This is a genomic window from Acetobacter malorum (assembly GCF_001580615.1).
Classification (GTDB): Bacteria; Pseudomonadota; Alphaproteobacteria; order Acetobacterales; family Acetobacteraceae; genus Acetobacter; species Acetobacter malorum.
Map to the genome: position 1 here is coordinate 151,699 of NZ_LHZC01000057.1, position 15,501 is coordinate 167,199.

Genomic DNA, 15,501 nt, shown 5'->3' on the forward strand with positions numbered 1-15,501 from the left:
AAGGAGGCTGGCTTGCGCCTCTGACGTTCTGACAAGACTTTCAAGGATTGCGCCCCATGCCCACAGCTCCCCTTCTTACCCTGAATGATGGCCACAAAATTCCCGGCATGGGATTTGGCACCTACCCCATGAATGATCAGGAAGTCGAAGCCGCCGTGCAGGCCGCCCTGCTCACTGGCTATCGGCTGATTGACACCGCCGCCAGCTATGGGAATGAAACCGGTGTTGGCCACGGGCTACAAGAGTCTGATGTTGAAAGAAAAGACATCTTTCTTGCCACCAAACTGCGCGGAGCCGATCAGGGATATGACGCCGCCCTCAAAGGGCTGGATGGCAGCCTCCAGCGGCTGAATGTGGACTATGTGGACCTCTACCTCATCCACTGGCCGCTGCCGGAAAAAGACCTGTATGTGGAAAGCTGGAAGGCGATGATTGCCGCGCAGAAGGACGGCAAGATCCGCTCCATCGGCGTCTCAAATTTCAAGCCCGCTCATCTGGAACGCCTCATTCAGGAAACGGGCGTGGTGCCCGCCGTCAACCAGATTGAAATTCATGCGGACTTCCAGCAGACGGACATGCGCCGCTTTAACGCCAAACATGGCATTCTGACGGAAGGCTGGCGGCCACTGGGCAAGGGGCTGATGGATAACCCCGTGATTGTGGAGCTGGCGGAAAAACACAACCGCACCCCGGCCCAGATCATGCTGCGCTGGTTTAGCCAGAACGACATCATCCCCATTCCCAAATCCAGCAACACGGACCGCATGCGCGCCAATCTGGATATCTTCAACTTCACGCTGGATGCGGGCGACCTCGCCGCCATTGCGGGTCTGGAAGCAGGCAACCGTCTGGGCGGTGACCCGGATACCCACGTAGAAGAATAATTTTTCTACATGTCAGATAGCGCCTGTCTGGCCATCTGACAGGCATAATCCGGCCTGCGGCGGCGTTCTTCGCCCTCATAATGCCGCAAGCCGGAACCACTCTTCCTCGCCCGCCCCCATTATTCGACCTCAGGGGGTGTTGCTCTGAGAGAGGGAGGGGGTAGATAAGACAGATATGACCGTCCGTTCATTTCCATCATGGCTGAAAGCACGCGTTTCCACACTGGATCGCTATGTTTTTCATCAGCTTCTGATAGCCCTGCTGGCCACCACCGGGGGGCTGGCAGCACTTATCTGGCTGATGCAATCACTGCGCTTTGTCTCGCTGGTGGTGGATCGCGGGTTGTCCCTTCGGGTCTTTATCGAGCTGACCAGCCTGCTCATCCCCTCTTTTGTCGCCGTCGTGCTGCCCATCACCACCTTTGTGGTCAGCCTGTTCATCTATCAACGGCTGGCGGGGGACCGGGAATTGACAGTCATGCGCGCCGCAGGGCTTTCCCCCCTTGCTCTGGCGCGCCCCGGCCTGACCTGCGCACTGATGGCAACCCTCATCGGGTTTTTGCTCAATCTGTGGGTGGTCCCCGTCTCCTATCATCATTTCCGGCAGTTTGAATTCCAGATCCGGAACAAGATGGCGGCCTTTATGCTGCAGGAAGGCGTCTTCACCAAAGTGTCCGATGTCATGACGGTCTATATCCGTGAACGCAGCCATGACGGCACGCTGCATGGTATTGTGGTGGAGGATGACCGCCAGCCCAACAGCCGCGCCACCATTCTGGCCAATCGCGGCACCATGATGATTGTCAACGACACACCCCGCGTCATCCTGTATGACGGCTCCCGTCAGGTGATCGACCATAAAACGGGACGTCTGGACATGCTGGTCTTTCAACAGGATTCCATGGATCTTTCCTCCACCCATCAGGAAGACTCCCGCTTCCGCGATGCGGCGGAAATGTCTCTGCATGAACTGCTGAACCCAGACCCCAAAGAGGTCGCCCCGCGTGATACCGGTAAGTTCAAGGTGGAGGGCTGGCGCAGGCTAACCTCCCCGCTCACCTGCTTCTCCTTTGCCATGGTTGGTCTGTTTGCCGTGCTGCGCGGCGTGTTCTCGCGCCACGGCAACATCAAGCGCCCACTGGCTGCTGTGCTGAGCGTGGTGGGATTACTGGCGTTCAACCTGCTGCTGCAAAATCTTGCCAGCCGGAACATGGCGCTCATTCCGCTTATCCCGCTGGTGGCCCTGCTGCCCGGCCTGGCGTGTGCGGCCATCCTGTTTGTGCCGGAGCTGCGCCTGCGCTCCAGCAACCGTACGGTCTGAGGAAGAACGCGCCCCTTATGGTTGTCTCCGTCACCCTCTCGCTCTACATCGCGCGCCAGTTTGTCTTTTCCGTCATGGCCATGATCGCGTCGCTGACCGGCATTGTCTGCCTATTCGACTTTATCGATCTGCTGCGCCGCGTGGCGACCCGGCCAGATGTTTCCACCAATGTGGTGACGGAAATTGCGGCCCTGCATGTGCCCTATTTTTCTGTGGAAATTCTGCCGTTCGGTATTCTGCTGGGCGGCATTATCTGCTTCTGGCGGCTCACCCGCTCTTCAGAGCTGATTGTGGCGCGCGCTGCCGGTATTTCCGCGTGGCAGTTTCTGGCCGGCCCGCTGGCCTGCGCCATGCTGATCGGCACCATCGCAACGGCGCTGATCTCCCCGCTCTCCTCCGCCATGTATCGCCGGGCGGAAGAGCTGGATCAGCAATATCTGCGCACCGGCGGCGGCCCGCTCAGCCTGTCCAGCGGCTCGCTGTGGCTGCGGCAGGCGGATAGCCAGTATGACCCCAAAGGTGTGGCCATCCTGCATGCCCGTGGTGTGCAGCTGGATAAAGGCATTCTGCATATTCATGATGTCAGCGTTTTCCGGCTCGACCGAAACGACAAGCTGGTCATGAGAATCGAATCGCCTGATGGCATTCTGGGCGACCGCGTCTGGGAACTGAAAAACGCGCAGACCGTCCGCCCGAATGAAATTCTTCATCCCCTCGGCCCGATGAACCTGCCAACCGACCTGACAGTCGCCCGTGTGCAGGAAAGTTTTTCCTCGCCGGAAACCCTCTCCGTCTGGGCTCTGCCGAGCTTTATTGCGCTGCTGGACCGCTCCGGATTTTCTTCCATCCGCCACCGGATTCACTTCCAGTCTCTGCTCGCGCTCCCTATGCTGGCGGGCACTATGGCTCTCGTGGCGGCAGGTTTTTCCATGCGCCCAACACGGCGTGGCGGCGTGGCTCAGATGATCGGGTCTGGCGTTGCGGCGGGATTTCTGCTTTTCACAGTATCAAAAGTTGCGGAGCAGTTTGGTAACTCCGGTGCCCTTCCCCCCGTTCTGGCGGCATGGGCTCCCACAGTTGCCGGACTTTGCCTCGCTATTTCTCTGCTTCTTCACCTGGAGGATGGCTGATTGACCGTGGCCTCTCGGCCTTCCCGCTTCCGGCTTCTGCACCGCCGGCGCACGCTTGCTGCCGCCACGGCGCTGGGAGGCATGACTGCGTGCATTCTGGTCGCAGCGCCCAAGGAGGCGCACGCCCAGTTCAGACCGCAACCCATGCACCTGAACACCGGCGCCAAAACATCTCCTGATGAACCGGCAACTTTCCAGTCTGACAGCGTGGACTATGATGACCACGCTAACACGGTCACATGGACTGGCAACGTGCAGGTCTGGCAGGGCGACCATGTGCTACGCGCGGACAAGATTGTTTTTGACCGGGATACCGGCATCGTCGCTGCACGCGGTAACGTGGCCACCATCCAGCCGGATGGCTCCGTCCTGTACGCCAATTATGCGGAACTGACGGGCAATATGCGCGACGGCATTATGCTGCACGTCAATGCCCGCCTGCCGGAAAACGCCAAGCTGGCCGCCAACGGCCTGCGTCGCACGGGCGGCAAGGTCAACGTGATGAGCCGCGCGGTCTATACGGCCTGCGAAATCTGCGAAAAGGACAAGACGCGCGCGCCGTTCTGGCAGTTCCGCGCCTATGACGCCACGCAGGATCTGCAGCACGAGCGCATTGATTTCCGGGATACGTTTATCGATATCTTCGGCATCCCGGTAATCTACCTGCCCTACTTCTCCATGACGGACCCCTCGTCCAAACGGCACAGCGGCTTCCTCATGCCCGGCGTGACCCCGCATGACCGTTATCTGGGCACCTACTTCACCATCCCCTATTACTGGGTGCTGGATGATAGCTCAGATATTACCGTGCAGGGGCTGTTCTCCACCAAGACAGGGCCGCAGCTCAGCGCGCAGTATAGAAAGCTCTTCAACTTCGGCATGCTGAATGTGCAGGGTGGCATCGCCTATGATACCCACCGCTCCAGCAGCTACACCAACAACTTTGGGGAACCTGTGGGCCGCGGCAACGGCCATGGTATGCAGGGCTATATTTTTGCAAACGGCCAGTTCTCCATCAACAAATACTGGCGCGCCGGGGCCAACATTAATCTGGCCACATCCGCTGACTATATGCGGGACTACCGCGTGCAGGGCTACGGCTCCGACACCCTGAATTCCAACGTCTATCTGGAAGGGTTTGGCACAGGCGCTTACAGCCGTGTGGATGCGCAGTATTATCAGGGCCTGAACCAGGGTGTTATCCGTAACTCGGATCTGCCGTTCGTGCTGCCGCGCTATACCTATAGCTACCTCGCACAGCCCGATGCGTGGGGTGGCCGGTTTGGCATGTCCACCACGGACTTCAACGTCCGGCGTGAAAACGGCACGTCCGACATGCGCGGCCAGCTTGCGCTGAACTGGGATCGCCCCTTCACCAACCGTCTGGGCCAGAAGTTCCTGCTCACGCTGCATCTGGATTCCATGGTCTACCGAGCCAAGAAACTCTACCAGCAGCCCAACTTCTACAAAACCGGCGCAACCTCCGTCAGCGGACAGGTTCTGCCGACAATCGCGCTGAAAACCAACTGGCCGTTCATCCGCACCTTTGAACATGGCCACGGCACGCAGATTGTTGAGCCCATCGTGCAGGCCATTTACGCCCCCAACACCGGGGCAGGCACAAACGACAACATTCCAAACGAAGACAGTCTGGCTTACGAGTTTACGGACTCAACCCTGTTCTCGCTTAACCGCTATCAGGGCACGGACAGGCTGGATGGCGGCCTGCGCGGCAATGTGGGCATGCATGCCAACTGGACGTGGGACGGTCATGAAATCGACCTGCTGGGCGGTGCCAGTTTCCAGGAGCATATTACGCAAGACCGCCTGCCCTATTCCGGGCTGGACCACCATGTGTCAGACATCGTGGCCCGCGCGCGCGTTGTGCCCAACCAGTATTTCGACTTCACGGCGCGTATGCGCCTGAACCCCTACACCTCCAAGTTTGACTTCGGGGATGCGCTGTTCAGCGCCGGGGTGCCGCATTTCCGCGTCCGTGGCGGGTATATTTATGAGCCCGTCACCCCGTATTACTATTACGCAACCGATTACCGCTCTTCCGGCCCGACACAGCTGTATTACGTGCGCACCAGCGAGTTGAGCGGCGGCTTCTCCACCGACTGGGCCAACTGGCACCTGTCCGGCTTTGCCCGCCGTAGCCTCTCCCGCAAGGAATTTGTCTCTCTGGGTGGCGATATCGGCTATAACAACGACTGCTTCGGCCTTGATTTCATGTATCTCAAACAATACACGTCCATTGGTGGTCAGCAGCGTAACTCGACCTATCTGTTCACTGTCAGCTTCAAAACACTGGGGGCGTTTGGTCTCAAATGATCAGTGCTTCAAAAAATCCGCCGTCTCCGGTATTCAAGAGTATTCCCGTTCTCCAGCGGAAAGCTGAAAGACTGTCCTGCATGCGTCTGCGCTCTCTTACACTGGCCTGCTCCCTTACGGCTCTGACACTGGCCTCCGTTGCCCATGCTGCCCCCCATAGCGGGCAGACAAAAGCCGCGTCGGCCTCATCAGCTCCCGCCAAAGCGCCCCACCCGGACGACACCATTATTGCCGTGGTGAACAGCATTCCGCTGACCACGCGTGATGTGGACAATCGCGGCAAGCTGTTTGCGCTCTCAACCGGTCTCCCGGTCAATGATGAGCTGATGCAGCGCCTGCGCCCGCAGATTATCCGCCAGCTGATTGACGAACGCCTGCGCACGCAGGAAATTCTCTCCCGGCATATCAATACACCGCCAGAACAGATTGCCGCCGCCATTGCCGGGATTGAGCGCCGCAACGGCATGCCGGAAAACGCCCTGCGTGACCGGCTGGCGCAGGACGGCGTCTCCCTGACGACGCTGATCGACCAGATCCGCGTGCAGATTGGCTGGGTGCAGGTGCTGCGGCAGGAACTGGGTGCCCGTGGCCGTGTTTCCGCCAAGGAAATTGCACAGCGTGAAGACGCTCTGAAACGGCAGGATGGCCGGACAGAATATAATCTGAGCGAAATCTTCGTGAAGGTGGAAGATCCGCGCCACTCCGAAGAAGAGCTGGCCTTTACCAACACCGTTATTCAGGAACTGCGCAAAGGCGCACCCTTCCCCATTGTGGCGGCCCAGTTCTCCCAGAGCCAGACGGCGCTGGATGGTGGCTCCATGGGCTGGGTGCAGGAAGATGAGCTGGACCCGGCTGTGATTGAGATGGTCAAACAGATGCCGGTCGGGGCTGGAGCAATTTCCAACCCCATCAAGGTGCCCGGCGGGTTTGTGATCATCACGGTCAATGGCAAGCGGACAATCGGCCATCAGCCGGGGCATGTCATTTCCATTCGTCAGGCTTTCCTGCCGTTTGATGCTGAGCTCAACCCCGAGCACATCACGCCCCAGCAGCAGCAGACCCTGCAAAAAGCCGTCAAAATTGCACAGACCGTGCATTCCTGTGACGAAGTGGCCGCCATTAACCAGCAGAATGGGGAAAGAAGGCCGTCCGACCCCGGTGAACTGCAGCTGGAACGCATGAACCCGCAGATGCGCGGGCTGCTGGAAGGCCTGCCGCTGAACAAGCTCTCCCGCCCGCTGGTTTCCACGGATGGGATTGCTCTGATCATGGTCTGCTCCAAAAAAGAGAAGAACTTTGCCGACCGCTCACCCAGCGAAATTGCTGACCAGCTGATGAATGAACGCGTGGAGCAGACAGCCCGCCAGCTGGATAGTGACCTGCACCGCAAAGCCATGATCGACATGCGTATCAAGCTGAAGGGCGTATGACGTCCCTCTCCGAGCTTGAAAGCTTAAAGGACGTTATCAGCCGCCACGGGCTGGACGCCCGTAAGGCACTTGGTCAGCACTTCCTGCTTGATCCTGATATCACCAACCGCATCGCCGCTCTGGCAGGCTCGCTGGACGGGCGACATGTGGTGGAAGTCGGCCCCGGCCCCGGTGGCCTGACGCGCGCGCTGCTGGGCACCAAAGCGGCTTCAGTCACCGCCGTGGAAGTGGACCCGCGGGCCGCCGAGATTATCCGGGAACTCATCGCCTTTTACCCGGACCGCCTGACACTGGTGGAAGCAGATGCTCTCAAGCAGGATCTGACAACCCTGTGCCCGGCACCCCGGCATATCGTCGCCAACCTGCCTTACAATGTCGCCACGCCGCTGCTGGTTGGCTGGCTGCGGCAGGGGAACGCGTGGGAACGCCTGACCCTCATGTTCCAGCTCGAAGTTGTCGAGCGGATTTGCGCGCAGCCGGGCTCATCCCATTACGGGCGGCTGGGTGTTCTGGCGCAGTGGTGCGCGCAATGCGCGATTGTCATGAAGCTGCCGCCGGGGGCGTTTTCTCCCCCGCCTGCGGTCTGGTCGGCTGTTGTCAGCATTACCCCTCACGCCGAGCAGCCTGAACCAGCTCTGTTCAAGGCCATGGAGCGGGTCACCGCCGCCGCCTTTGGGCAGCGCCGCAAAATGCTGCGCGGCTCCCTGAAAGGCCTGCATGGCGAGCGCCTGCTGGCCGAAACCGGTATTGACGGCACGCGCCGGGCTGAAACGCTCACCATCGCAGAGTTTGACAGCCTTGCCCGCGCCCATCTGGGGCTTTCAGCCAAAGGCTGAACAGGCACTCCCAAAATAGTCTTTGTTCGTTCTCGGCGTTACACTCTTTTATAATGCCGAGAACTCACACTATCATCACCAATATTCTGGATATTTTTTAGACCGCCTGCTCCAGCAGGAAGCCGGCGCTTTGGTTTTCAGGTCTTCGTCCCCAGAAAAAGAAGAGGTCTTGCCTTAAGCCGGACCTTCCGCTTCCGCCATATAATCCCGCGTCAGCGGCACGGCATTAATGGAGCGGGCTATCTGCATCTGAAAATTCATGTGCCCTTGCACGTGGAAGGACAGTTCTGCAGCGTCCAGATAGAACTCGAACATCCGCGCAAACCGCTCATCATACAGCGCCACAGCTTTGGCACGGTTCGCGGCAAACCGCTCCCGCCAGATGGCAATGGTCTTGGCGTAGTGCAGACGCAGGATTTCGCAATCCGTCACCCACAGGCCTGACCGCTCTACCGCTGCGAACGCTTCACTCAGAGACGGTGAATACCCGCCGGGGAAGATATATTTGTTAATCCACGGATTAGTAGTGCCGGGGCCGTCATTCCGCCCGATGGAATGCACCAGAGATACGCCATCATCTGTCAGGTTGTTTTTGAGAATTTCAAAAAACTGATGGTAGTGGTGCACGCCCACGTGCTCGAACATGCCAACAGACACAATCCGGTCAAACCGCCGGTTAAGATTGCGGTAATCCAGCATTTCAAAGCGCACACGCCCTTCCAGGCCTTCTTCCTGCGCACGACGGCGGGCAATGGTCAGCTGCTCTTCTGAAAGGGTGATGCCGGTAACAATCGCGCCGTAATCCCGCGCCAGTGTCAGCGCCATACCACCCCACCCGCAGCCAATATCCAGAACTTCCAGCCCCGGCTTGTTCAGCAGCAGCTTGGAGGCAATATGCTTTTTCTTGGCGTCCTGCGCCTCATCCAGCGTTTCATCACCCCGGCGGAAATATGCACAGGAATATTGCCGGTCTTTGTCCAGAAACAGGTCATACAGGCGGCTATCCAGATCATAATGATGCGCTACATTCTGCCGCGCGCGTTTGATCGGGTTGAACTGGATCCAGCTCCGGCAGGCATAGCGGAATGTGCTGGCAATCTGCTCCGGTAAATGGCCGGGAGACATGGCATTGAGCATCAGCAGGTCCAGCAGCTGATACAGCGTGCAGTCCATCGGCTGAATGCCGCCATTCATGTAGCCTTCACCAAAGCCCAGACCGGGATTCATGGCCAGAGCACGCGCACTGGCGTTATCCACCAGCTTCATCCCCGCCTCAGGCCCCGGCTTGCTACCGCTATAATGCGTCTGGCTTCCATCGGGCCAGGCAACATGCAGCCGTCCCGAGGAAATAAAGTGCCGTAATATCCGGTCCAGAATGCGGTTCATGCACTTACTCCGTCATGGCCATGAAAATACGTGATGATAAAACACAAAAAAGGGCCCGGGAATACTTCCCGGACCCTTTTGAAAGCATAGCAGAAAAAGACGACGATCAGGCGTCGGCTTTGTTTTCTTCTGCTGCGGGTGCTTCCGCGTCATCAGCGACAATTTCGCCTTCGATTACGGCTTCATCACCAGCAATTTCTGCTTCTTCTTCAACGCTCACGGCTTCACCGCGTGCCTGACGCTCAGCTTCTTCAGCAGAACGGGCAACGTTGACCACAACCGGCACAACAACTTCCGGGTGCAGAGCAACCTTGACTTCATACAGACCAAGAGACTTGATCGGATGAGCTAGGAAGACCTGCTGACGGGAGATGGTGAAACCAGCTTCGGTCACAACCTGAGCAACGTCACGGGTGGACACGGAGCCATACAGGCTGCCGCTGTCACCAGCCTGACGGATCAGCACAACAGCCAGACCGTCCATGCGCTCGGAGAGACGCTCGGCTTCTTCACGACGTTTGATGTTCTGTGCCTCAAGCTGGGCGCGTTCACGGTCGAAGCGTGAACGGTTGGCTTCGTTTGCACGAATAGCCTTGCCCTGCGGCAGCAGGAAGTTACGGGCATAACCCGGACGAACCTTCACCACATCGCCCATCTGACCCAGATGTTCAACGCGCTGAAGCAGGATCACTTCTGTAGCAGCCATGATCGCCCTCTCAGCTCATCACGTAGGGAAGCAGAGCAAGGAAGCGGGCACGCTTGATAGCCTGGGCCAGCTCACGCTGCTTCTTTGCGGAAACCGCCGTAATACGGCTCGGCACGATCTTGCCACGTTCGGACAGGAAACGGCTCAGCAGACGTACGTCCTTGTAGTCGATCTTCGGCGCATTCGGGCCGGAGAACGGGCAGGACTTACGACGACGGTAGAACGGACGACGGGCACCTACAGCAGGGCGACGTGCGGCGGGATTGATTTCGGTCGTTTCAGACATGCTGCTCACTCCGCTTCAGTGCTGGCTGCATCAGCCGGCTTTTCATCACGGGCGCGATATTCTTCACGATCTTCGGAAGAACGACGGCCGCCACGACCGCTTTCAAAGCGTCCGGCCGGCTTCGGGCCACGGAAACCACGGTCACCGCGGTCATCACCCTTGCGGGACAGAACCGGGGACGGAGCTTCATCAATTTCATCAACGCGCAGCGCCAGCAGACGCAGAACGTCTTCATTGATGGCGAGCTGACGCTCGATTTCCTTGAGCATCTCGGCTTTCATCTCAAGACCCAGCAGGACGTAGTGGCCCTTGCGGTTTTTCTTGATACGGTAAGCGAGCGTGCGCAGGCCCCAGTATTCGCGCTTCTTGACGGAGCCGCCGTCGGCTTCGACCTGAGCAATGATGCCGTCGATGATAGCATCGACCTGCTGCTGGGAAATGTCATTACGTGCAATAAGCACGGTCTCGTAAAGTGGCATGGGTACTCCCTTCGGATCGTATCAACCCAACTGCGCCAGACCGTTCCGGCAAACAGCGCCCCGCATAAGCAGAGCATTAGGTATAGCCGGAGCGATGCCGCGCACCCGGCAGGGAAGATGGCGTGTCAACCACACTTTAGCCCAGAAGGCAAGAGCTCAGACCAGAAATCTCTCAGGAATCTTCAAACCGAGCCTGTTGGGCACATCCCACGTTTCTTCCACCGTGCGCACAGGCTCAAAACCAGCCTGCTTATACAGCGGCAAAGCGCGGGGGTGATCCGCCGAGCAGGTATTAACCCGCACACACAGCGGGCCAAGCGCCCAGGCGTGCCGCACAGCCATATCCAGAAAGGCGCGCCCTACCCTGTGCCCAATGGCTTCCGGGAACAGGCCAAAATAGGACAGGTTGATATCCTGCGGGTTGGACAGGTTGAGCTCATAAAAGCCACGGATCTCCTGCCCCTGGCGGAGCAGAGCAATGCTGGCAGGCCCCTCTTCCAGAAAATGCGCAAGATCCTTATCAGACGCAGCCTGACGCATCCACCAGCAATAATCCCGGCCGACCTTGTCCTGCAGCAGGCGATATCCGGCCACATCCGGCCGGGCATTGGTCTCGACTGACCAGCCTTCCGGCAGAGCAAGCCCTTCCCCCTCAGGGGGCCGCAGCATCCGCATGAAGGTGACATCGACCTTCATGCGCGTGGCAGGCTCAGCCTGCCGGATGAGAACCTCAGTTATCATCCAGGAAGGACCGGAGCTTACGGCTGCGGCTGGGGTGCTTGAGTTTACGCAGGGCCTTGGCTTCAATCTGACGGATACGTTCACGGGTCACGTTAAACTGCTGGCCGACTTCTTCCAGCGTGTGGTCCGTGTTCATCCCAATCCCGAAGCGCATACGCAGCACGCGTTCTTCACGCGGCGTGAGCGAGGCCAGAACGCGGGTCGTGGCTTCACGCAGGTTGGTCTGAATAGCGGCATCCAGCGGGATAATCGCCGTTTTATCCTCAATGAAGTCACCCAGATGGCTGTCTTCCTCATCCCCGATCGGGGTTTCCAGAGAAATCGGCTCTTTGGCGATTTTGAGAACTTTCCGCACTTTTTCCAACGGCATCCCCAGCTTTTCAGCCAGTTCTTCCGGTGCCGGTTCCCGACCGATCTCATGCAGCATCTGGCGGGAGGTCCGCACCAGCTTGTTGATGGTCTCGATCATATGCACCGGAATACGAATGGTCCGCGCCTGATCCGCAATGGACCGCGTAATCGCCTGCCGGATCCACCAGGTTGCATAGGTGGAGAATTTATAGCCGCGGCGGTATTCGAACTTATCCACGGCCTTCATCAGGCCGATATTGCCTTCCTGAATCAGATCAAGGAACTGCAACCCACGGTTGGTGTATTTCTTCGCAATGGAAATCACGAGACGCAGGTTGGCCTCAATCATTTCCTTCTTAGCGCGGGCAGAATCGCGCTCACCGCGCGCAACGGTTGCGTAAACGCGGCGGAATTCACCAATCGGCAGACCTGTATCCTGAGCCAGTTCAGCAACCTGATTACGCAGGCCGATTACCGTTTCAGAATGTTTGGCGACAAAGTTCTTCCAGGACTTGCCCGGCAGTGCGGAGACCATGTCCATCCATGCCGGGTCCAGCTCACGGCCACGGTATTTCAGCAGGAAGTCTTCACGCGAGACGCGGCAGCTTTCCGCCAGACGCAGCATACGGCCTTCCAGCACGTTCAGGCTGCGGAACAGCTCTTTCAGCTGGATGACCAGATCTTCAATCCGGTTGTTGTGCAGATGCACCTGCTCAACCTTGCCCACCAGCTCATCACGCAGGGCGGCATAGATCTTCTCAGAGCGGTCCTGCACTTCCTCACCGGTGGTCAGCACATCAATGCGCTTGACCTGAAGCTTGCGCAGCTTTTCGTACAGCGGCTCAATTTCTTCAAAATGCGCGAGGATTTCCGGCTTCAGCTTTTCTTCCAGCGCGGAAAGAGACAGGCCACTGCCTTCCCCCTCAACTTCGCCTTCAGCTTCGGTTTCCGGTTCGTCGCCTTCTTCGCTCTCACCTTCTGCGTTTTCAAACGCATCGCCGGTGCCTTCTTCCCCCATGGGGTTAGTGGCAGCCTGCATGGCTTCCAGATCCACAATGTCACGCAGCAGCATTTCATTGTTACGGATCTTCTCATGCCAGGAGATGATGGCGCGGAAGGTCAGCGGGCTTTCGCACAGGCCGCCGATCATTTCATCACGGCCAGCCTCAATGCGCTTGGCAATGGCAATCTCGCCCTCGCGGGAGAGCAGCTCCACCGTGCCCATTTCGCGCAGATACATGCGCACAGGGTCATCCGTGCGGCCAAGATTTTCTGCGTTAACGTTGCCGGAAGCGGTTTCGGTTTCAGCCTCTTCGGCTTCCTCTGCCTCTTCGCCTTCAGCTTTTTCGGTCTTCTGAGACTCGGTCTCTTCGTTCTCTTCGTTCTCGACGACCTGAATACCCATTTCGGACAACATCGCCATGATGTCCTCAATCTGCTCGGAGGACATCTTGTCCTGAGGCAGCACAGCATTCAGCTCGTCAAACGTGATGTACCCGCGCTCACGCCCCTTCGCGATCAGCTTTTTGACCGCGGCAGACTGCGTATCCAGGGTGGTTGTGTCACCATCCTGCTCCGCTGAGTGCGCTCCGTTACCCGATGCTGTCTTTGTTGCCATGCCAGACCTGCTCCTCCCCCCGCTGCATTCTGACAAGTTGCAGAACGACCAGCTCAACACAAATTGTTCAGTTTTCCAGGGCGGGCAGGACGTGGGATATACTGCCCCCGAAGTCAAGAGGAACGCGGGCCGAACATTCCCCACGCCTCGTAAAAACTACTCGTCTATCTCCCCACGCCGCAGCGCCGCCAAAGCCTCCAGCCTTGGCTGTAGCCGCTTCCATTCCGCCATATCTGCCCCATCCTGTGCGAAGCGCGCAACCTCCTGCTCAACTTCTTTTCGAAACTGACCAAAATTCAGCAATCCGTAAAAATGCCACCACTGTGTTCTTATGGCCACAGCCAGCGAGGTGTCTTTTTCTTCCAGATTCAACGGCAAAGGGCCTTCCGTGAGTACGGATCGGACCAGCGCTTCCTCTTCCCGCCCGGCCAGTTCGTCCAGCAGCGTCTTGCCATCTTCGGGCAGCAGACCCTCTGCCGACATATCCAGCAACAGTGCACGCAGTTCGGAATAGTCCTCCGGCAGACTCAGGCGGCAGAGCGCTTCCTCCACCTCCGTCACCAGTTCCGGGTAACGCAGCAGGAGGGCGAGAAGAATACGCTGCCGCTCCCGCACAGGGTCCACGCGGGACGGCTGCATATCCTGCGGCACGCGACTTCCGCTGCCACCAGAGGAAGAATTCCCCTTGCCAAAAGAGCCGCCACCCTTCTTCCGCCGGAAGGTTTCAAAAAACCGGTCCAGCAGCGTGGAACGATATTCTGCCGCCAGATTTTTTTCCGGAATAAGTGCTGCCGCCTCTACCAGCTTGCGCCGCAGGGCCGCCCGCTCTTCCGGTCCCGGATTACTCACCCCTCCGGCCAGCAGATCAAACAGCACATCAGACAGCGGACTGGCGGAGGCGAACAGATCCCCCACCGCCTGCGCCCCACGGGAGCGCACCAGACTATCCGGGTCTTCCCCTTCCGGCAGCAGGCAGAGGCGGAGTGAGCGTTCCTCCTTCAACAGCGGCAACGCCGTCTCCGCCGCTCGTGCCGCAGCGCGACGGCCCGCAGAGTCCCCGTCAAAACACAGCACCGGCGCACGATCGACCTGCCACAGCACTTCAAGCTGCTCCGGCGTCAGCGCGGTCCCCAACGGGGCGACCGCGCCACCAAACCCGGCCTGATGCAGGGCGATGACGTCCATATACCCTTCGACCACAACCAGATCCGTCGCAGGCGTTCCTTTAGGCCGGGGTGCCCGAACAGCAACCCGTGCCCTATCCAGCCCGAACAGCAGGCGCCGCTTGGAAAACAGCGCCGTTTCCGGGCCATTCAGATATTTCGGCTGACCATCGCCCAGAATACGGCCACCAAAGGACACCAGCCGCCCTTTGCGGTCGCGGATGGGGAAGGTCACGCGCCCCCAGAACAGTTCACCCTTGGGGCGTCCGTCCTCATCCAGACGCATCAGCCCGGCTTCCGCCATCATCTGGGGCGTTACACCTTTGGCTGCCAGCGCCGCCGTCAGGCTCCCGCGCCCGTCTCCGGCCCAGCCCAGCCCGAAGGTCTCGATCGTCTCTCGCGTCAGCCCGCGCCCCAGCAGATAGTCCAGCCCGGCCCGCCCTGAGGCCGAATACAGCGCGGACGACCAGATCTCCTGCACAAGCTCCAGCACTTCACCCAGAGACCGGGTGTGTGCCACCTCTTCCTGAGAGCGTCGCGTGTCTTTGGGAACATCCAGCCCGGCCGCAGAGGCCAGTTCTTCCACTGCTTCGGGAAAGCTTTTGCCTTCCATCTGCATGACAAAGGAGATGACATCCCCATGCACACCGCAACCAAAGCAGTGGAAGTGATCGTCATAGACGTAGAAAGACGGCGTTTTTTCACCATGGAACGGGCAGCAGCCCTTCCAGTTCCTGCCGGACCGGGCGAGCTTAACCCTCCGCCCCACCACTGAAAACAGCGGCGTGCGGGCACGGAGTTCATCCAGAAAGCCTGCCTCAATTGCCATAGGCGCC

13 protein-coding genes are annotated in these 15,501 nt (G+C 58.9%); 6 read left to right on the forward strand and 7 right to left on the reverse strand.

Translation table 11 applies throughout. The features are described 5' to 3' along the window. Window positions 1–56 precede the first annotated feature (56 nt). From AD930_RS16245 to rsmA, 6 genes are all read left to right on the forward strand, one after another. Window positions 57–884 carry an aldo/keto reductase gene (locus AD930_RS16245; protein ID WP_061507066.1) on the forward strand — a complete coding sequence of 276 codons (828 nt, stop codon included), beginning with the start codon at window positions 57–59 and terminating at the stop codon, window positions 882–884. A 175-nt stretch (window positions 885–1,059) separates the two neighbouring features. Next, window positions 1,060–2,205, forward strand: coding sequence for an LPS export ABC transporter permease LptF (gene lptF / locus AD930_RS16250; RefSeq protein ID WP_061507067.1), 1,146 nt, complete (start codon window positions 1,060–1,062; stop codon window positions 2,203–2,205). Window positions 2,206–2,222: 17 nt separating this feature from the next. Then, the gene (gene lptG / locus AD930_RS16255; RefSeq protein ID WP_043552337.1) at window positions 2,223–3,335 is read left to right on the forward strand and encodes an LPS export ABC transporter permease LptG; all 1,113 of its coding nucleotides are present in this window, start codon (window positions 2,223–2,225) and stop codon (window positions 3,333–3,335) included. A gap of 6 nt (window positions 3,336–3,341) precedes the next feature. Continuing rightward, window positions 3,342–5,669: an LPS-assembly protein LptD gene (locus tag AD930_RS16260; RefSeq protein ID WP_061501578.1), complete on the forward strand. Its 2,328-nt coding sequence runs from the start codon at window positions 3,342–3,344 to the stop codon at window positions 5,667–5,669. Window positions 5,670–5,749: 80 nt separating this feature from the next. Then, on the forward strand, window positions 5,750–7,099 hold the full coding sequence (locus tag AD930_RS16265; RefSeq protein ID WP_043553308.1) for a peptidylprolyl isomerase: 1,350 nt from the start codon (window positions 5,750–5,752) through the stop codon (window positions 7,097–7,099). Beyond that, complete coding sequence (gene rsmA, locus AD930_RS16270; RefSeq protein ID WP_061507068.1) at window positions 7,096–7,935, forward strand: 16S rRNA (adenine(1518)-N(6)/adenine(1519)-N(6))-dimethyltransferase RsmA; 840 nt, start codon at window positions 7,096–7,098, stop codon at window positions 7,933–7,935. The genes AD930_RS16265 and rsmA overlap by 4 nt, the downstream gene beginning before the upstream one ends. 174 nt (window positions 7,936–8,109) lie before the next feature. On the opposite strand, the gene AD930_RS16275 is transcribed toward rsmA, so the two are convergent. The 7 genes from AD930_RS16275 to dnaG form a co-directional block, all read right to left on the reverse strand. After that, on the reverse strand, window positions 8,110–9,321 hold the full coding sequence (locus AD930_RS16275; RefSeq protein WP_061507069.1) for an SAM-dependent methyltransferase: 1,212 nt from the start codon (window positions 9,319–9,321) through the stop codon (window positions 8,110–8,112). Between the two features lie 106 nt (window positions 9,322–9,427). Next, window positions 9,428–10,027 (reverse strand): 50S ribosomal protein L9, encoded by a 600-nt coding sequence (gene rplI / locus AD930_RS16280; protein ID WP_043552332.1) that lies wholly within the window; start codon window positions 10,025–10,027, stop codon window positions 9,428–9,430. A gap of 10 nt (window positions 10,028–10,037) precedes the next feature. Continuing rightward, a complete protein-coding gene (gene rpsR / locus AD930_RS16285) occupies window positions 10,038–10,313 on the reverse strand; it encodes a 30S ribosomal protein S18 (protein ID WP_025827993.1) in 276 nt (91 codons plus the stop codon). Window positions 10,314–10,318: 5 nt separating this feature from the next. Then, entirely contained in the window at window positions 10,319–10,792 is a 474-nt protein-coding gene (rpsF, locus tag AD930_RS16290) for a 30S ribosomal protein S6 (protein WP_043552330.1), read from the reverse strand. Between the two features lie 156 nt (window positions 10,793–10,948). Then, window positions 10,949–11,533 carry a GNAT family N-acetyltransferase gene (locus tag AD930_RS16295; RefSeq protein WP_061507070.1) on the reverse strand — a complete coding sequence of 195 codons (585 nt, stop codon included), beginning with the start codon at window positions 11,531–11,533 and terminating at the stop codon, window positions 10,949–10,951. Continuing rightward, window positions 11,523–13,502: an RNA polymerase sigma factor RpoD gene (gene rpoD, locus AD930_RS16300; protein WP_061507071.1), complete on the reverse strand. Its 1,980-nt coding sequence runs from the start codon at window positions 13,500–13,502 to the stop codon at window positions 11,523–11,525. The genes AD930_RS16295 and rpoD overlap by 11 nt, the downstream gene beginning before the upstream one ends. Before the next feature lie 156 nt (window positions 13,503–13,658). Beyond that, window positions 13,659–15,494 carry a DNA primase gene (dnaG, locus tag AD930_RS16305; protein WP_061507072.1) on the reverse strand — a complete coding sequence of 612 codons (1,836 nt, stop codon included), beginning with the start codon at window positions 15,492–15,494 and terminating at the stop codon, window positions 13,659–13,661. Window positions 15,495–15,501: the final 7 nt, after the last annotated feature.

Excerpts from the sequence above, each read along its gene's own strand:
- rsmA (WP_061507068.1), top strand. The coding sequence starts at position 7,096 with ATGACGTCCCTCTCCGAGCTTGAAAGCTTAAAGGACGTTATCAGCCGC.
- AD930_RS16295 (WP_061507070.1), bottom strand. The coding sequence starts at position 11,533 with ATGATAACTGAGGTTCTCATCCGGCAGGCTGAGCCTGCCACGCGCATG.
- lptF (WP_061507067.1), top strand. The coding sequence starts at position 1,060 with ATGACCGTCCGTTCATTTCCATCATGGCTGAAAGCACGCGTTTCCACA.
- rplI (WP_043552332.1), bottom strand. The coding sequence starts at position 10,027 with ATGGCTGCTACAGAAGTGATCCTGCTTCAGCGCGTTGAACATCTGGGT.
- lptG (WP_043552337.1), top strand. The coding sequence starts at position 2,223 with ATGGTTGTCTCCGTCACCCTCTCGCTCTACATCGCGCGCCAGTTTGTC.
- rpsR (WP_025827993.1), bottom strand. The coding sequence starts at position 10,313 with ATGTCTGAAACGACCGAAATCAATCCCGCCGCACGTCGCCCTGCTGTA.
- AD930_RS16245 (WP_061507066.1), top strand. The coding sequence starts at position 57 with ATGCCCACAGCTCCCCTTCTTACCCTGAATGATGGCCACAAAATTCCC.
- AD930_RS16275 (WP_061507069.1), bottom strand. The coding sequence starts at position 9,321 with ATGAACCGCATTCTGGACCGGATATTACGGCACTTTATTTCCTCGGGA.
- dnaG (WP_061507072.1), bottom strand. The coding sequence starts at position 15,494 with ATGGCAATTGAGGCAGGCTTTCTGGATGAACTCCGTGCCCGCACGCCG.
- rpsF (WP_043552330.1), bottom strand. The coding sequence starts at position 10,792 with ATGCCACTTTACGAGACCGTGCTTATTGCACGTAATGACATTTCCCAG.
- rpoD (WP_061507071.1), bottom strand. The coding sequence starts at position 13,502 with ATGGCAACAAAGACAGCATCGGGTAACGGAGCGCACTCAGCGGAGCAG.
- AD930_RS16265 (WP_043553308.1), top strand. The coding sequence starts at position 5,750 with ATGCGTCTGCGCTCTCTTACACTGGCCTGCTCCCTTACGGCTCTGACA.